A 16,119-nucleotide genomic window follows, 5' to 3' on the forward strand; every position below is an offset into this window, starting at 1 on the left:
CTTGGAAACAAGGCCTTTGGGTCCGGCCCTTACAACACTTCACAGGCGATCTCGCCGTCGGCGACCCGGAGGGACACCGGATCCCCCGGCTTCACGTCCTTCGCCGACTTCACCACGCCTTTGGGCCCCTTGGCGATGGCGTAGCCACGGCCCAGCACCTTCAAGGGGCTGAGGGCGTCCAGGGAGGCGGCCAGACGGGCGAAATCGGCTCGGCGGGTGCCCAGGCTCAGGGTGAGGCCGTGGGCCATCCGGTCCCGCTGGCGGTCCAGCAGCATCCGCCGGTCGTCCACCCAGCTCATGGGGTCCCGGAGCATCCGGCTCCGCCCCGCCCGGTCCAGAGCGGCCCGGGAGGTCTGGAGCTGGCGCTCCACCGCCTTGCCCATCCGGCGGCCCAAGTGGGAGAGCAGGGCGTACTGCTCATTCTGATCGGGCACCGCCAGCTCGGCGGCGTTGGAGGGGGTGGCGGCCCGCAGGTCGGCCACGTAATCGGCGATGGTCACGTCGGGCTCGTGGCCCACGGCGGAGATGACGGGGATGCGGGAGGCGTAGATGGCCCGGGCCACCCCCTCGTCGTTGAAGCACCACAGGTCCTCCATGGACCCGCCCCCCCGGCCGGTGATGATGAGGTCCGCGGCCCCCTGGGCGTTGACCCAGGCGATGGCCCCGGCGATCTCGGCGGGGGCCTCCGCCCCCTGGACCCGGCAGGGCACCACGTAGACCTCCGCTATGGGCCAGCGGGCGTTCAGGATGCGGAGCATATCCCGCACGGCGGCCCCCGCCGGGGAGGTCACCAGGGCGATGCGGGCCGGGAACCTGGGCAGGGGCTTCTTATGCCCCTCATCAAAGAGCCCCTCCGCCGCCAGCCTGGCCTTGAGCTGCTCGAAAGCGACATGGAGGTCCCCCACCCCGTCGGGGGTGAGGCTGCTGACATAGAGCTGGTATTGGCCGTCCCGGGGGAAGACCGCCACCCGCCCGAAGGCCACCACCTTCATGCCGTTCTGGGGCCGGAACCGGAGGGCCGAGGCCTCCCGGCGGAACATGACGCACCGGATGGCGCCCCCCTCGTCCTTCATGGAAAAATAGTGGTGACCCGAGGGATAGGTTTTATAGTTGGACAGCTCCCCCCGGATGAAGAGCCCGGAGAGGGCCGGATCGGCGTCCAGCAGGTCTTTGATGTGCCCATTGACCTGGGAGACCGAATAGACGGGATATTCCATTGGCAGGGCCTCCCCTCTAAAAAATCAATGCCGCCGCGCAAGCCGGCCCCTTTGGGCCGGTGCCCCGGCTTTTCGCCCTCTTTATCGCCTCGCCAGCCGGTGGGCCAGGATGGCCGCCCCCATGGCGTTGTCGGCAGAGTATTGGGGCGGGGCGAAAACGGCCTGACAGGCCTCTGTGAGCACGTGCCGCAGGCGGGTATTGGAGGCCACGCCCCCGGAGCAGAGCACCGGCAGGCCGGGATGCTCCTCCATCGCCGCCAGGGTGGCCCGCCGCACCACGTCGGCCACCGTATCCAGGACAAAGCGGGCCACTGTCTCCGGCGCCCCTTCGGCCGCCAAGGCCTTTACCTGGTTCTCCACGCCGGAGAGTGAGAACTCCAGGCCCCGGAGCTTGACCCGGAAGGGCTTGGGGCCGTTCGCCGCCTCCGACGCCAGGGCATCCAGCGCCTTTCCCGCGGGGAAATCCAGCCCCAGCAGCACTCCCGCCCGGTCGATGAGCTGCCCGGCGGAGATGTCCGTGGTGCCGCCCACCTTCTCGGCCCTCACGTTGACCCCCTCCGGCTCCACCCGCAGCAGCTCCGTGGTGCCCCCGGACAGGTGCCAGGCCAGGAACGGGGCGTCCAGCAGGTCCATCCGCCCGGCGCCCCAGGCGGCGGCGGCCAGGTGCCCCTGCTGGTGGGAGACGGCAAAAAAGGGAATGCCCAGTACGGAGGCGAGGGTCCGTCCCTGGCTCTCCCCCGCCAGAAAACAGGGCATATAGGACCCCTCCACCGCCCTGGGGCGGGTGGAGGCGGCCACGGCGGAGATGTCTCGGAGCAGGCCGGAGCGGCCCAGCTCCTCCAGCCGGCCCGGCAGGGCCTTCACATGCTGGAAAAGGGCCTCCGACTGGCGAAGGCCCAACTCCCCGGAGCGTACCTCCAAAAGGCGGCCGGCATTGACGCCGTCCGCCCCATCGAAGACCGCCGCGGAGGTGGTATAGTTGCTGGTGTCCAGGCCCAGGGTAGTCATATCAGCCCTCGTCCCCGCCGGTCTGAGGGGCCTCGTCCTGCCCGGGCTTCCCCACGGGGTCGGGGATGTGCTCGGTCCGGACAAAGGAGCCCAGGATGCCGTTCACGAAGGCCGACAGCTCCGGCTCCTCATAGTGCTTGGTCAGCTCCACCGCCTCGTTGATGGCGGCGGCGTTGGGGATGTCCTGCATGTACAGGATCTCGTACATGCACACCCGCAGGATGGCCACCACCACCCTGGGGATGCGCTGGAAGTTCCAGCCGATGGCGTACTTGGTGATATAGCTGTCCAGCTCGGCGCCGTGGTCAAAGACGCCGCGGACCAGCGTCTCTATGTACTCCCGCTGCCCCACGTTGGGGAACTCGGCATACAGGGGCTCCTCCTGGCCGATCTGCTCAAAGGCGGAGCGGGTCAGGGCCTCGGACAGGAGCTCGTCGGCGCTCTGGTTGGAAAAACCCAGCTCGAAAACAAAGTGGACGGCGATCTCTCGGGCGTTACTTCTGGTCATGCGGTTCCCTCCATAGGGCCTATCGGCCCAGCTTATCCATTATATACAGCTTAGTATACACAATTACGCCGGAAAAATAAACCCCCAATCGACGCCAAAACGGCAAAAAAGCCCGGAGCGAGAAAACTCGCTCCAGGCTGTGGGGGCCGGGTCAGCCCTGCTTGGGCTTTCTGGCATGGTCAAAGGTAACGCCGGCCACGTGGACGTTGACCCCTTCCACGGTGAAGCCGCTGGCGTTCTCGATGGCGCCGAACACCGCGTCCTGGACCGCCTTGGCCACCTCCTGGATGGTGGAGCCGTACTTCACCAGGATGGAGATATCCACGGTGACGGAGTTCTCAGTGACGGTCACCCGCACGCCCTTGCTCAGGTTCTTCCGGCCGGCCAGCATCTCCACGATATCGCTGCCCAGGTTGGCGGCCAGGCTTCCCACGCCCTCCACCTCCAGGGCGGCGGCCGCGGCGGTCACCGCCAGCACGTCCTCCGAAATATGGATGCAGCCCAGCTCATCAGGGCAGGAGATGTATTCTTTTCCGTCGGCCATTGGCTTCACGCTTCCTTTCCTATGGGACAGTTTTCCGGTATGGATACCTAGCCCCGGACACGGCGCTGTTCCAGCCGCGCCCTAAGGGATTGAGTAAGGCTATTGTACCACAAAAAAGGGAAAATACAACCGGAATTTTTCACGGGCGCGGGGAGGAGGGGCGGGGTCAAACCCCGCCCCTCCCGGTATGTACGGCGCTTCCGGCCCGCCGGGCCTTACCCCTCCGCCTCGATGATCTTGATCTGGCTGGCGGGCACACCGGTCTCCCCGGTGACGATCTCGGTGATGCGGGCCACGTCGGTATCCTGGAGGCCGTTCTCGGTGGCGGAGACCACCACGGACACGCCGCCGTCGCTGATGAAGGCCACGCAGTCGGTGTACCCCTTGGCCACCACCAGATTCTCGATCTGGGCCTCGGAGACCGTGGCGGAGGCCAGGGTCTCGATGGCTGTCCCGGCATCCGCCTTCACCGCCTCTTCGGCGGAGTCGCTGGACAGGGTGTCCTGGAGCATGGCCAGGGCGCTGTCCCGGGCCTGCTGGCGGTTGAGCCGGGCGGAGGCGAAATAGCCGGTCTTGGCCGTTTCGCCGGGCTGGGCGCTCTCACCGGGGGCGGGGGTGGCGGAGGCCGCGGCCAGCAGGGGGTCGTTGGTCTTTCCATCCACCAGGGCCGCCTGGCCCAGGGTCTTCCCCACGTCCGTGGTCCCCTCCTTCTGGTAGGACCAGTTCAGATAGACCGCCACACACACGAACAGGACGATGGCGGCCACCACTGCGTTGCGTTTCCAGAGTTTCATACCAATTTCCTCACTTTCCCTTACATATCGAGATTTTATCCATCCCCAGCCCCGTCAGGGCGGAGACCGCCTCACTGAGTGCCAGGCGCACCTGGGGATCGTCTCCCCCCTGGGCCACCACCAGCGCCCCCTGATAACCGGGCCCAAGCTCCTGAAGCGTCACCGGCTCCTGGGCCCCCGAGCCCTTGGAGGCCATAACGGTGGTGGTCTCCCGGCGCTTCTCGCTGTCCCCCTCCTGGGCACTCCCGTCCTGGGCCAACACCTGCCGGGGCCCCTCCCGGAGGGTCAGCACCACCGTCACCTCCCCTGCCCCCTCCACCTGGGAGAGGGCCTTTTCCAGTTTGTCCTCCATCTCGCCGACCTGAAAGAGGTCGCTCCGCCCCTCCGGGACCTGGGCCGCGGGCTGTCCGCCCCCGCCCTCCGGCAGCAGCAGAAGCAGGGCTCCCACCGCCGCCACCAGCAGGACGTATTTGTACTTTCCCAGGGCCTTGAGCAGCTTTTCCGCCCACGCCCTTCCATTCCCGCTCATTCCACGTCCTCCTTAAAGCTCTGGCGGTCCGCCGGGATGTCAAGCTCCTGGGCCAGGGCCTTGGACAGCTGGTTTTTCTGCTCCGCCGTCCAGCTGCCCTGTACCTGGGCGGACCAGGGCACCGGCCAGCCGGCCTCCCCGGTCTCCACCTCTACCGCCGCGGTGCACACGCACCCCAGCTGGGCCGCTTTGTCCACAATATATGCGCCCGCCTTCTGGGCTATGAGGGTTTTCATCACATCTTCCCCGCCCTGGGCCGCCGCCTGGGGGTCCAGGGCGGCATAGGCCGAGGCGGTCACCGCCAGATCCCCCGGATCCAGCTGGAGGATGGGCCGGGCCACCGCCAGCAAGAGGACCAGCCCTCCCACCAGCTTCCCCACCTTTTTGACCGTCCCCTCCGGGGTCAAGGCCTGGGCCAGAGCCACCGCCAGGGCGGCGGCCACCACGCCCAAAAGCCAGGAACGAAACCATTCCACTATCCGCTCACCGCCTTGATGGAGGTAATCAGGGCCACGTACAGGATCAGGGCGCAGCCCCCCGTCATCCCCAGCACCAGGGCAAAGGCCGAACCGATGGCGTCGATGAGGGCTGAAACCGGCCCTGGTGTCACCGTGGCCGTGAGGGCGGCGGCGCACTTATAGACCAGATAGTGGGCCCCCAGCTGCAAAAACGGAGCCAGGCAGATCGCCAGAACTACCAAAAGCCCCACCACGCCCACCGTACCCTTCAGGATGCCCGCCCCGGCCACCACCGTCTCGGCGGCGTCGGAGAGGATGCCTCCCACCACGGGGACCATCCCCGACAGTACCGTCTTAGCCGCCTTCTGGGTCACTGCGTCGGCGTTCCCCGCCACCGCCCCGGAGAGGGTGAGATAGAACACAAAGACCGTGAGGAGGATGGAAAGAAGCCCCGTCACCGCCCACTTGAGGAGGGCGGCCACCCGCTTGAGCCCGTCGTTGTCAATGGCCGCGTGGGCCGCCGAGGCGGCCACGTAGGCGTAGACCAGGGGCATCAGCAGCCGGTCGGCCACTGTCAGCAGGAGGGCGAAAAAGAGGAGGGTGGCCCCCTGCCGGGCCACGGCGGCGGCAGGGGCCCCGGCGGCGGCACAGGCCGCCGTCACGGTAGGCAGCAGCAGCTTGGAAAAGCCGTCCATCTGCTCCATGGCCTGCCGCCCCATGCCCATGAGGGCGTTGACGTCGGCCACGGCGATGGCGGCCACCGCCGCCGCCCCCGCCAGCCGCACCGGGTCCAGCCCGCCGCCCCCCAGCTCTCCCCGCAGGCTCTCGGCCAGACCGCACAGCAGGGCCACCGCCAGCAGCAGTACCCCGCTGCGCCCCGCCCGGCGGAGGGCCCCCGTCAGCTGGCCGTTCCCCGTGTCCAGAATGGCGGCGGCCCCGGCGGCGAAATCGTCCCCCGTCAGGTCCTCCACCTTTAAGTACCCGTCCAAATACTCCTCCGCGGCCCCGGTGAGCTTGTCCGCCCCCACCGCGTCCCGCAGGTCCGCCCCCCGGGCGGCGGGCAGGAGAAGGAGAAGGAGGAGAAACAGGAGCCCGCCCCTTCCCACCGCTCTCATAATAACGCCCCCAGGGTGTCGAAGACGGTCTCCACCAGGGGGAGGGCCGTAAAGAGGGCCAGGGCGGCCCCCGCCGTCTCCAAAAAAGCGGCCACGCCCCCCTCCCCCGCGTCTTTGCACACGGCGGCGGCCAGCCGGGCCACGATGCCGATGCCCACCGTCTTGACCACCGGCTTCCAGATCTCGGGGGAGAGCCCGGCGGTGCGGGCCAGGGAGTCCATCAGCCCCCGCACACCCGCCAGGGCCTCCATGGCCTGGCTCAGGATCAGCACCCCCGCCGCCAGGACCAGGACCACCGCCAGCTCGGGCACCCGCTTGCGCAGCACCAGGGCGCAGAGGGCGGCCGTTACCGCCAAAGCGGCCAGTTTTAAAATATCCATCCGCCGTCACAGCCCAAACAGCCCCTTCACCAGTACGAAGAGGTCGCTGATCTTCTGCACCACCATCATCAGCACCACTACCAGCCCCGCCAGGGTGGTCATCATGGCCTGCTCCTCCCGGCCGGAGCGGGAGAGCACCTGGTTGAGCACCGCCACCAAAATCCCGATGGCCGCGATGCGGAAAATAAAATCCACGTCCATAGTCGTTCCCCCGTCAAATCAGCAGTATGGTAAGGAAGGCCCCCAGGGCCAGTCCCATGGTGCCGTAGGCCCTGCCCTGCCGCCTGCGCTCGGTGCGCACCCGCTGGGCGTTGGCCTCCAGCCGGGCCCTGGCACCCTCCACCGCCCGGCGCTGGTCCTCGGCCCCATAGCGGCCCAGAACGGAGCCCAGCTCCAGCAGGATCTCCCGGTCCTCGGCGGCCAGACCCATGGGGGTCTCCTCCGCCGCCCCGGCCCAGATCTCCTCGAAGGGCCGCTCCCCCAGCGTGTCCATCCCCCGGGCACAGGCGGCAAAAAAGGCTCCGGCGGGCTCCGGGGCCCGCCGGGCCAGGGAGGCAAAGAGCTGGGGCATGGCCGGCAGGCGGAAGGAGAGCTCCCCCTCCAGCAGTCCCAGGGCCGCCGTCAGGGCCGTCAGCCCCTTTGCCCGGGCGTCCAGCGTTCCCACGGCCCCCAGCCCCAGGGCCAGCCCGCCCCCCGTGAGGAGGAGGGCTCCCAGCAGCTTCAGCATGGCAGCTCCTCCACCCGGCAGCGGGGGCCGAACCCCCGCCGGTCCAGGTACACCACCCGCTGGAAGAGCCCCCGGGCCAGGAGGTCCCGGTACACCGGCCGCCCCCGCAGGTCCTCCAGGCTGGCGCCGTGGGCGGTGGCCAGCAGCCTCACCCCGCAGTTGGCGCACTGCTCCAGGGCGGCGCAGTCGGCGGGGGCGGTGATCTCGTCACAGGCCAAAACCTGAGGGTTCATCCCCCGCAGGAGCATCATCAGCCCTTGCGCCTTGGGGCAGCCGTCCAGCACGTCGGTGCGGGCCCCCACGTCGAACTGGGGCACCCCCTCCCAGAGGGCGGCCACCTCCCCCCGCTCGTCGGCCAGGCCCACCCGCAGGGGGGGCGCCCCCTCCCCGTCGGAGATCCGCCGGACCAGGTCCCGGAGGAGGGTGGTTTTTCCCCCGCCCGGCGGGGCCAGCAGGAGGGTGTTGGGCAGGCTCCCCGCCGCCAGCAGATCCGCCAGCACCTCCGCCCCGCAGCCGGGGACGGCGTGGGCCACCCGGATATTCAAAGAAGAGAGGGTCCGCAGGTTGCGGACTTGTCCCCCCTCCGCCGCCACGCTGCCGCACAGCCCCACCCGGTGGCCCCCCCGGACGGTGAAGTAGCCCTGCCGCACCCGCTCCAGGGCGGCGTGAGCGCTGGCCTGGGTGGCGATCTCCACCGTCAGCTCCAGATCCCGCACCGTAACCGGCTCCCCGCCGGGCAGGCCCAGCTCGTCCATCCCCACCGTCACGGTGGGGGGCCGCCCCGCCCGCAGGCGAAACTCCTCCACCTGCCGCTTCACCAGCGCGGGCAGCTCCTCCGCCCGCCGCCGGAGCCTGGGGGGCAGCAGTATGACCGCGTCGTCAAATCCCGCCATCGTCATCCCTCCTCTTTGGTACTGGCCTATCTCTATGAGGGCTTGGACCATTTTATGAATGAAAAAAAGGAGGCGGGTCATAGACCCGCCTCACCAGCGTGCGAAAGGAAGCAATAAAAATATCATAAAACTCAGGGCGAAGAAAGCGAGGAAATAGCCCAGGCTCACCTTCCATAAAACGGAGAGCACCCGGTGCGTCCGTCTCCAGCCATGGGTCCCCGCCATGTAGGAAAAGGAGCCGGCGAAAAAGAGGGTCAGGAGAGCGAGGAGAAAGAGGGGGGCGGCCAGCTCCGTCATATAAAAAAACGCCCACAGGTCCAGCAGACCCCTGCACAGGGAATCGGCAAGCGCCACGCGTCATCCCCCCTTTCACATGGAGACACGCAGAAGAAACAGCCACAGGAAGGTCAGCGCCAGCCACACGGCCCAGATGCCCAGGCATACCTTCCACAAAATGGAGAACACCCGGCTCCACCGGGTCCAGCCGCGGGCCTTCGCCGCCCAGCACAGGACGCCGGAGAGGGCGGACAGGCACACGGAGGGCAGGGCGATAAGGCCCCCCGCGGAGAAAAAGACCATGAACGCCTCAAAGCTCCCCTTCATCGTCCCGTTCCTCCTCCCCCGCCCCCGGGCAGTATTCCAGCAGGTCGCCGGGCTGGCAGTCCAGGGCGGCGCAGAGCTTGGCCAGGGTGGACACCTTTACCGCCTTGGCCTTGCCGGTCTTTAAAATGGACATGTTAGCCAGGGTGATGCCCACCCGCTCGGCCAGCTCCGTGACGCTCATTTTCCGCTTGGCCAGCAGCACGTCGATGCGAAAGACGATAGTTCCTTCCATGCCCCTCACCTCAAATCGTCAGGTCGTTTTCCGCCTTCAGCTCCGCCGCCTGGCGGAAGAGGGCGGACATGACCAGGCACAGAAGGCCCCCGGCGAAGAAGACGGGGACGAAGAGGGCGGCGGCCAGGCTCAACTGGAAGGTGCGGACAAAGATCCCCCACACCACGTAGGCCAGCGCCCCGGCGGACACCAGGAAGCAGCATCCCGCCGCCCGGCGGAGGGCGGCGGCGTTCTCCAGGGATAAGGGCTCCCCCCGGAGGATGGCCCCCAGCACCCGCCGGGCCTGCCAGAGGATGACGGCGGTGCAGCCGCCGGAGAGGAGGAGGGACAGGACGGGGACCAGGGTCTCCGCGTCGCCCCAAAACCAGAACCAGGCCAGAACGCTGCCCGCCACGCCGGCCATGACGATGTCGTCCTCATCGGGGTGGAGCAGGCCGGACAGGTAGCCCCTTGCCCCCTCCAGGAAGCCCCCCTGGCTGAACATCACGGCTGTGGGCACCAGATACAAAAGGGCCACGTTGCAGGCCAGGGCAAACAGGATGAGGACGTTCAGGGCTTTGGCGGCTTTTTGAACGGCGGTAAGGCGCATGGCGGTCTCCTCCTTTTTTCCACATCCTATCACAGTCCTTATTAAAAATCAATTATTATTTATCGAATTACAATAAATCCGTGCTGGTTGACATTTTTTCTGGTCGGGCCTATGATGGACTTACCAAAGGAATACGGGAGGGATTGATATGAAACGGGTCTTGGCCTTTTTGCTGGCGGTATGCCTCGCCGCTCCGGCGGTGTGGGCGGCGGAGGACGGCCCTGCCGAAGCAGGCTCCGGCAGTCCCGCGCCGGAGGTGTTGGCGGGACAGCTCCAGAGCCTAGGGCTGTTTTTGGGCAATGGCACTGGGGACTTCGACCTGGACCGGGCCCCTACCCGGGCGGAGGCGGTGGTGATGCTGGTGCGGGCCTTGGGCAAGGAGGAAGAGGCCAAGACTCTGCCCACCGGCCACCCCTTTACCGACGTGCCCGAGTGGGCCGACGGGTATGTGAGCTACGCCTATGCCCACGGCCTGACCAAGGGCGCGTCGGAGACCTGGCTGAACGCCAGAGGCGACGCGGGGGCGGCCATGTACCTCACGTTCATGCTCCGGGCCCTGGGCTACTCCGACCAGGCGGACGGGCAGTTCACCTGGGACGCCCCTTGGGTGCTGGCCATCGACTGCGGCATTTTGCCCGAGGGCGTTGACTGCGCCCTGTTCACCCGCGCGGACGCGGTGACGGTGACCGCCGCCGCCCTGTTTGCCCCCCTGCGGGGGACGGAAACCACCCTTGCCGGCCGGCTGGCGGAGGAGGGCGTCTTTACCGACGAACAGTTCTCCGCCGCCTTCCCCGCCGACCCCTTTGCGGGCATCCCTCAGATGGACGAGGCCGCCGCCCTCCACCAGGATATGGTGGCGGATTATATTTTCAAAGAAGAAATCGAGTTCCCCCGCATCCTGGAGTCCCCGCTGTGCACGGTCATCCTGGGCATTTACAGCACACCCCACGGCGGGAACCACACCGTGGAGCTGCTCTATCCGGACGGCACAGCCCTCCGGCTGGAGACCCCGCGGACCTCCTATATGGTGCATACCACCATTTCCCCGGATGAGATGGCCCTCAGCGCCGACGGGAAAATCCTCACTTACTCCTACCTCTTTGAGGAGCGCCTCACCAGCAGCGCCCAGAACCCGGACGACCCGGAGGCCCTCGTGTTCCACGAGGCCGGGCAGTATCTCTACACCGCCGACCTGACTACCGGGAAAAACACGCTGGAGATCGTACCCATCCCCTACGACATCGTGCTGGAGCGGACACTCCAGTTGGAGCGCTTCACGCCGGTACAAATTCTGGAGAGCGCCGACGCCACCATCCTGCTGGGCACGAAGTCCTATGGTTCCGGCGAGGAGGATTTCTTCCTCTACCTCGTCTACAAGCCGGGCCGGACCGTACAGGAGGGCCTGCGGAAGGAACTGCCCCTGCCGGCCACGTACAACTACGGCACGGGCAGGGCGCCGGACAGCCTGGAACTGAGCGCCGACGGAGCCACGTTGACCTACGTCTATCGCTTTGACGACCAACTGCTGGTCAACTCGGCGCAGGGGCCCAGTTGGGGCGTATTTCACGAGGCGGGGACGTATACTTACACGGTGGACCTAGCCAGCGGGGCGGTCACCGAGACCATCTCCTCCCCCGCCTACGACGAGGCCGTCGCCGAACTGCAAAACAGTCCCGGCTATCGCAGCAGGCAAACCTATGAAACCGACCAGTGTACGATTTTTGTCTTTGACCGGGGCGGCTTTATGAACGCCCCGCTGGGTATGACCGAGCTCATTTACAAGCCCGGCTCCGCCAAAGGGGTGGGAACGGTCATCGTTCTGCCCTACCCCAAGCCGGGCACCCTGTGGACGTGTACACCCGCCGACACCCGGGAGCTCAGCGAGGACAAACGCACCTTCACTTATACCTACTACTTTGATGAGCCCTTTATCCTTGGGCCCCCCGTTGTGGATGAGCCCATCGTCTGTCATGAGGCGGGTACTTATACCTATACCACAGACCTGATGACCGGGCAGACCACAGAGACCATCACGCCCCCATCCTATGACGGGGCCATGGCCAGCCTGGTCAAAAACCCGGTGTACACTGTGGAACAGCAGCTGGAAGGCCCCGCCTGCACAGCGGTGCTGCGGTGGAAGGACGCCAACTTCGTGGAGCCGGTAAAAGACTACGAGCTCTATCTGGCCTACCGGGCGGACAGCCCCTTGGCCGGTACGGTCCGCCAGCGGATGATTTTGCCCAGCACCTCCACCGTACGGAGCTATTCCACCGTCCCCACGGACCGGGCGCCGGATTCGCTGGGATTTAGTGACGACGGGGCCGCGCTGGTCTATACCTACCACTTTGATGAGGCGCTTTCCGACGGGGATACTATGCTGCATGACGCGGGGACGTACACCTATACGGTGGATTTGGCCACCGGGGAGACTGCTGTGGTACTTACAAAGGATTGACACAAACACGAAAAGCGCCGGACGGTTTTTTACCGTCCGGCGCTTCTTTGCGAGGGTCAGACCCAGCTTTCCTCGCTCTCGTGCTTTTTGTCCCGGGTCATCAGCTCCACGATGACCGCCTTGGGGTCCTTATTCTCGTACAACACCTGGTAGGCCGCCTGGGTGATGGGCATCTCCACCCCCATTTTGTCGGCCAGGGCCTTGGCGTTGGCGGCGGCGTAGTAGCCCTCCACCACCATGCCGATCTGCTCCACCGCCTTGGCGGGGGGCACGCCCTCACCGATGAGGATGCCGCAGCGGCGGTTGCGGGAGTGCATGGAGGTGCAGGTGACGATGAGGTCGCCCAGGCCGGCGAGACCGGCGAAGGTCTCCTTCCGGCCCCCCATGGCCTCCCCCAGGCGGGCGATCTCGGAGAGGCCCCGGGTCATGAGGGCGGCCTTGGTGTTGTCTCCATAGCCCAGGCCGTCACAGGTCCCGGCACAGAGGGCGATGACGTTTTTCAGCGCCGCCCCCAGCTCCACGCCCACCACGTCGTCGGTGGTGTAGACCCGGAAGCGCTTGTTCATGAAGCTGTCCTGCACCAGCTGGGCGGCGGCCTTATCCTGGGAGGCGGCCACCACCACGGTGGGCACGCCCCGGCCCACCTCCTCGGCGTGGGAAGGGCCGGAGAGGGCCACCACCGGGTGGTCCTCACCCACTTCCTGGGCAATGACCTCGGTGAGGGTGAGGGAGGTGTCCTTCTCCACGCCCTTGGACACGCTCACCAGCACCGCGCCCGGGTCCAGCAGGGGTTTGGCCTGGGCGGCGGTGCCCCGGACTGCGAAGGAGGGGGTAGCCAGCAGCACCAGCCCCTTGCCCTTCACGCAGGCCAGGTCCGAGGTGAGCTTCAGCCCCTCGGGCAGAGGCACCCCCTTGAGAACGGGATTTTCCCGGGTTTGGCGCAGATTGGCGCACTCCTCCTCCCGGTAGGACCACAATGTCACGTCATGGCCGTTTTCCAACAGCAGGAGAGCCAGGGCGGTGCCCCAGCCGCCGGAGCCCAAGACAGCGATATTCATGTACTAGAATCCCCCTTCTTTTTATGAAAGGAGAGCTTGCTCTCCTCGCCCTTGAGAAGACGCTGGATGTTCCCCCGGTGCTTCCAGAGGATCAGGCCGCCCAGGAGGACAGACAGGACCATGATGACGGGGTCATGGCCAACGAAGAGCCAGGTGCCCACCGGGAAGAAGGCCGCGGCGTACACCGAGCCCAGGGAGACGTAGCGGGTCAAAACAGTCAGCAGGAGGAACCCGCCCCACACCAGCAGGGCCAGCCGCCAGTCAATCATGATGGCGATGGTGCCGCCGGAGAGGATGCCCTTGCCCCCCTTGAAGCCGAACATGCAGGGGAACATGTGGCCCAGGAGGCAGAAGAGGCCGGCCCAATACTTCGCCAGGACCGGAAGCCACTCCAGATTGCTCCCCAGCACCCCAAAAATCGCCACGCCGATCCACACCGCCAAAACCGCTTTCAGCACGTCGATCAGGATGACCACCAGGGTCAGCGGCCCGCCGAAGGTGCGGAAGAAGTTGGTCAGGCCGGCGTTGCCGCTGCCGTGGGTGCGCACGTCGTCCCGGAGGATATACTTGGAGATGATGACCGCGCCGTTGGAACAGCCCAGGAAATAGGCGGCGAGGGCCGTCGGGACCGCCACCATGGCAAAGACAATCAGCACGCTTTTCAGCCCCAGGGCCGTCAGGCTACACAGGTAGGAGATAATCGGCATGTCACGCGCCCTCCTTGTCGCCCTTCTGCCGGACGGTGAGCTTGATGGGAGTGCCCTCCAGGCCGAAGGTGGCCCGAATCTGGTTCTCGATATACCGCTGGTAGGAGAAGTGGAAGAGCTCCCGGCTGTTGCAGAAGATGACGAAATGGGGCGGGCGGATGCCCACCTGGGTCATGTAGTAGACCTTCAGCCGCTTGCCCTTGTCCGTGGGGGGCTGGACCCGGGCGGTGGCATCGGCCAGCACGTCGTTGAGCATCCCGGTGGTGATGCGCATGGAGGCCTGGTTGGCCACCTGGTTGATGGCGTCGAAGAGCCGGTCCACCCGGGAGCCGGTGAGGGCGGAGATGAAGAGGATGGGGGCGTAATCCATATAGGCCAGGTCCCGGCGGATGTCTTTGCACATGCGGTCCATGGTCTTGTCGTCCTTCTCCACCGCGTCCCACTTGTTGACCACGATGATGGAGGCCTTGCCCGCCTCGTGGGCCAGGCCCGCCACCTTGGTGTCCTGCTCGGTGACACCCTCGTTGGCGTCAATCATGATAAGGCACACGTCGGCCCGCTCCACCGCCAGGGTGGCCCGGAGGACGGAGAATTTCTCCACCCGGTCGTCCACCTTGGACTTTTTCCGAAGCCCGGCGGTGTCGATGAAGAGGTACTTGCCCTTGTCGTTCTCAAAGTAGTTGTCCACCGCGTCCCGGGTGGTGCCCGCCACGTCGGAGACGATGACCCGCTCCTGGCCCAGGATGCGGTTGACCAGGGAGGACTTGCCCGCGTTGGGCTTGCCGATGATGGCGACCTTGATGACGTCGTCGTCCTCCTCCTCGTCGTCGGCCTCGGGGAAATATTTGAAACACTCGTCCAGCAGGTCGCCGGTGCCGTGGCCGTGGATGGAGGAGACGGCCACCGGGTCGCCCAGGCCTAGGTTATAAAACTCGTAGATATCGGGGTTGGTCATGCCGGTCTGGTCCATCTTGTTTACCGCCAGCACCACCGGCTTGCCCGATTTCAGCAGCATGGAGGCCACCTCCTGGTCGGAGGCGGTGAGGCCGGTCTGGATGTCGCAGACAAAGACGATGACCGTGGCGCTCTGGATGGCGATCTCCGCCTGCTGGCGCATGAACTGGAGGATCTCGCTGTCGGTGTCCGGCTCGATGCCGCCGGTGTCCACCAGGTCGAACTTGCGGCCCCGCCACTCACAGGGGGCGTACAGCCGGTCCCGGGTGACGCCGGGGGTGTCCTCCACGATGGACAACCGCTGGCCCACCAGCTTATTGAAGAGCATGGATTTGCCCACGTTGGGCCGGCCTACGATGGCCACCAGAGGTCTCGCCATGGAAACCCCTCCCTTTTTCTCAATTTATACTCATCGGTATTATTACACGTTCCGGAGCAGAAGTCAACGACAGGTGTCCGTCTGGCCGGTCTGCCCGCGCCACTGGTTCCGCTCTCTTGATTACTCTTCCCATTTGGGCAAAAAGAAAGAGGGGAAAAATTCCCCTCTCGCTCTTTTCCGGTTCCGTCTTAGTTGCTGGCGGCGGGCGCCTCGGCCTTGTTGAAGTCGTGACCGTTGTAGGTCAGGCAGGACTTGCACATCCGATGCGGCAGGCGGTAGGCCCCGCACTTGGGGCAGGTGGTGACGCCGGGGGTCTCCAGCTTCCACACCGAAGAACGGCGCTTGTTCCGGCGCTGCTTGGAAACTTTACTCTTAGGGACTGCCATCTATGACACCTCCTTAACGTGACAGGGGCATTTGATTGCTCATGTTTCTTCGTCGGGCCCTTCCGGGTCCTTATCCAAAAGCTTCGCCAAAACGGCAAAGCGAGGATCCAATTCCTTTTTGCAGCCGCAGGGCCCGTCGTTCAGGTCCGCGCCGCAGGTGGGGCACAGCCCCTTGCAGTCTTCGCCGCACAGGTGCTTGCCGTCCAGAGAGAGGATGCAGGCGGTGGAGAATACCTCGTCCAAATCCACCTCGCCGTGCTCTAAAAGAACGATCTCGTCGCTCTCCTCGTCCTCCAGCTCCTCGGCCAGCAGAGTGGTCACGGGGACGGAGAAGGCCTCGGTGAGGGGCTTCAGGCAGCGGTCACAGCGGGTATCGAGGGTGGTTTCCGCCGCGCCCTCCAGCTCCAGGGCGCCCGCCATATTCCGCACCGTGCCGGAGACCTGGATGGGCCGGTCGAAGGGCTTTTCCCCAAACAACTCCACCTGGGACAGGTCCAGCTCGTAGGCGAAATCCCGGCTGGCGCCAGGGGTATGGATGATGTCTCGTAAATCCAAACGCATAATGTTCTCCTCGCAACGGTAC

General features: G+C 66.0%; 21 protein-coding genes. 1 reads left to right on the forward strand and 20 read right to left on the reverse strand.

The window, feature by feature from the left end; all coding sequences use genetic code 11:
- Positions 1 to 29: 29 nt before the first annotated feature.
- From xseA to AAEU42_RS05485, 15 genes are all read right to left on the reverse strand, one after another.
- On the reverse strand, positions 30 to 1,217 hold the full coding sequence (xseA, locus tag AAEU42_RS05415) for an exodeoxyribonuclease VII large subunit (RefSeq protein ID WP_342232518.1): 1,188 nt from the start codon (positions 1,215 to 1,217) through the stop codon (positions 30 to 32).
- A gap of 81 nt (positions 1,218 to 1,298) precedes the next feature.
- Entirely contained in the window at positions 1,299 to 2,225 is a 927-nt protein-coding gene (locus tag AAEU42_RS05420; protein WP_342232519.1) for a tRNA (adenosine(37)-N6)-threonylcarbamoyltransferase complex transferase subunit TsaD, read from the reverse strand.
- A 1-nt stretch (position 2,226) separates the two neighbouring features.
- Positions 2,227 to 2,733, reverse strand: a complete 507-nt coding sequence (gene nusB, locus AAEU42_RS05425) for a transcription antitermination factor NusB (RefSeq protein WP_342232520.1) — start codon at positions 2,731 to 2,733, stop codon at positions 2,227 to 2,229.
- Between the two features lie 151 nt (positions 2,734 to 2,884).
- Positions 2,885 to 3,277, reverse strand: coding sequence for an Asp23/Gls24 family envelope stress response protein (locus AAEU42_RS05430; RefSeq protein ID WP_342232521.1), 393 nt, complete (start codon positions 3,275 to 3,277; stop codon positions 2,885 to 2,887).
- Positions 3,278 to 3,492: 215 nt separating this feature from the next.
- Positions 3,493 to 4,071 (reverse strand): SpoIIIAH-like family protein, encoded by a 579-nt coding sequence (locus AAEU42_RS05435; RefSeq protein ID WP_342232522.1) that lies wholly within the window; start codon positions 4,069 to 4,071, stop codon positions 3,493 to 3,495.
- 10 nt (positions 4,072 to 4,081) lie between these two features.
- Positions 4,082 to 4,600: a stage III sporulation protein AG gene (locus AAEU42_RS05440; RefSeq protein WP_342232523.1), complete on the reverse strand. Its 519-nt coding sequence runs from the start codon at positions 4,598 to 4,600 to the stop codon at positions 4,082 to 4,084.
- Positions 4,597 to 5,076 (reverse strand): stage III sporulation protein AF, encoded by a 480-nt coding sequence (locus AAEU42_RS05445; protein WP_342232524.1) that lies wholly within the window; start codon positions 5,074 to 5,076, stop codon positions 4,597 to 4,599. The genes AAEU42_RS05440 and AAEU42_RS05445 overlap by 4 nt, the downstream gene beginning before the upstream one ends.
- Complete coding sequence (locus AAEU42_RS05450; RefSeq protein ID WP_342232525.1) at positions 5,076 to 6,173, reverse strand: stage III sporulation protein AE; 1,098 nt, start codon at positions 6,171 to 6,173, stop codon at positions 5,076 to 5,078. The genes AAEU42_RS05445 and AAEU42_RS05450 overlap by 1 nt, the downstream gene beginning before the upstream one ends.
- A complete protein-coding gene (locus AAEU42_RS05455) occupies positions 6,170 to 6,553 on the reverse strand; it encodes a SpoIIIAC/SpoIIIAD family protein (RefSeq protein WP_342232526.1) in 384 nt (127 codons plus the stop codon). Before AAEU42_RS05455 ends, AAEU42_RS05450 begins: the two co-directional genes overlap by 4 nt.
- 6 nt (positions 6,554 to 6,559) lie before the next feature.
- Positions 6,560 to 6,754: a stage III sporulation protein AC gene (spoIIIAC, locus tag AAEU42_RS05460; RefSeq protein ID WP_342232527.1), complete on the reverse strand. Its 195-nt coding sequence runs from the start codon at positions 6,752 to 6,754 to the stop codon at positions 6,560 to 6,562.
- 13 nt (positions 6,755 to 6,767) lie between these two features.
- Positions 6,768 to 7,280: a stage III sporulation protein AB gene (locus AAEU42_RS05465; RefSeq protein WP_342232528.1), complete on the reverse strand. Its 513-nt coding sequence runs from the start codon at positions 7,278 to 7,280 to the stop codon at positions 6,768 to 6,770.
- The gene (locus AAEU42_RS05470; RefSeq protein ID WP_342232529.1) at positions 7,274 to 8,173 is read right to left on the reverse strand and encodes a stage III sporulation protein AB; all 900 of its coding nucleotides are present in this window, start codon (positions 8,171 to 8,173) and stop codon (positions 7,274 to 7,276) included. Before AAEU42_RS05470 ends, AAEU42_RS05465 begins: the two co-directional genes overlap by 7 nt.
- A 369-nt stretch (positions 8,174 to 8,542) precedes the next feature.
- Positions 8,543 to 8,776 carry a hypothetical protein gene (locus AAEU42_RS05475; protein WP_342232530.1) on the reverse strand — a complete coding sequence of 78 codons (234 nt, stop codon included), beginning with the start codon at positions 8,774 to 8,776 and terminating at the stop codon, positions 8,543 to 8,545.
- Positions 8,760 to 9,008 carry a helix-turn-helix domain-containing protein gene (locus tag AAEU42_RS05480; protein ID WP_342232531.1) on the reverse strand — a complete coding sequence of 83 codons (249 nt, stop codon included), beginning with the start codon at positions 9,006 to 9,008 and terminating at the stop codon, positions 8,760 to 8,762. Before AAEU42_RS05480 ends, AAEU42_RS05475 begins: the two co-directional genes overlap by 17 nt.
- Before the next feature lie 10 nt (positions 9,009 to 9,018).
- On the reverse strand, positions 9,019 to 9,597 hold the full coding sequence (locus AAEU42_RS05485; RefSeq protein WP_342232532.1) for a DUF2975 domain-containing protein: 579 nt from the start codon (positions 9,595 to 9,597) through the stop codon (positions 9,019 to 9,021).
- Between the two features lie 148 nt (positions 9,598 to 9,745).
- Between AAEU42_RS05485 and AAEU42_RS05490 the strand changes: the two genes are divergently transcribed.
- A complete protein-coding gene (locus AAEU42_RS05490; RefSeq protein WP_342232533.1) occupies positions 9,746 to 12,052 on the forward strand; it encodes a hypothetical protein in 2,307 nt (768 codons plus the stop codon).
- Between the two features lie 56 nt (positions 12,053 to 12,108).
- On the opposite strand, the gene AAEU42_RS05495 is transcribed toward AAEU42_RS05490, so the two are convergent.
- The 5 genes from AAEU42_RS05495 to AAEU42_RS05515 all read right to left on the reverse strand — a co-directional run bounded on the left by AAEU42_RS05495 (position 12,109) and on the right by AAEU42_RS05515 (position 16,097).
- Positions 12,109 to 13,110: an NAD(P)H-dependent glycerol-3-phosphate dehydrogenase gene (locus AAEU42_RS05495; protein WP_342232534.1), complete on the reverse strand. Its 1,002-nt coding sequence runs from the start codon at positions 13,108 to 13,110 to the stop codon at positions 12,109 to 12,111.
- Complete coding sequence (gene plsY, locus AAEU42_RS05500) at positions 13,107 to 13,817, reverse strand: glycerol-3-phosphate 1-O-acyltransferase PlsY (RefSeq protein ID WP_342232535.1); 711 nt, start codon at positions 13,815 to 13,817, stop codon at positions 13,107 to 13,109. Before plsY ends, AAEU42_RS05495 begins: the two co-directional genes overlap by 4 nt.
- A gap of 1 nt (position 13,818) precedes the next feature.
- Positions 13,819 to 15,150, reverse strand: coding sequence for a ribosome biogenesis GTPase Der (der, locus tag AAEU42_RS05505; protein WP_342232536.1), 1,332 nt, complete (start codon positions 15,148 to 15,150; stop codon positions 13,819 to 13,821).
- A 188-nt stretch (positions 15,151 to 15,338) separates the two neighbouring features.
- The gene (gene rpmF / locus AAEU42_RS05510; RefSeq protein WP_342232537.1) at positions 15,339 to 15,536 is read right to left on the reverse strand and encodes a 50S ribosomal protein L32; all 198 of its coding nucleotides are present in this window, start codon (positions 15,534 to 15,536) and stop codon (positions 15,339 to 15,341) included.
- 39 nt (positions 15,537 to 15,575) lie between these two features.
- Positions 15,576 to 16,097: a YceD family protein gene (locus AAEU42_RS05515; protein ID WP_342232538.1), complete on the reverse strand. Its 522-nt coding sequence runs from the start codon at positions 16,095 to 16,097 to the stop codon at positions 15,576 to 15,578.
- Positions 16,098 to 16,119: the final 22 nt, after the last annotated feature.

This window comes from Pseudoflavonifractor phocaeensis, assembly GCF_038439875.1.
GTDB lineage: Bacteria > Bacillota > Clostridia > Oscillospirales > Oscillospiraceae > Vermiculatibacterium.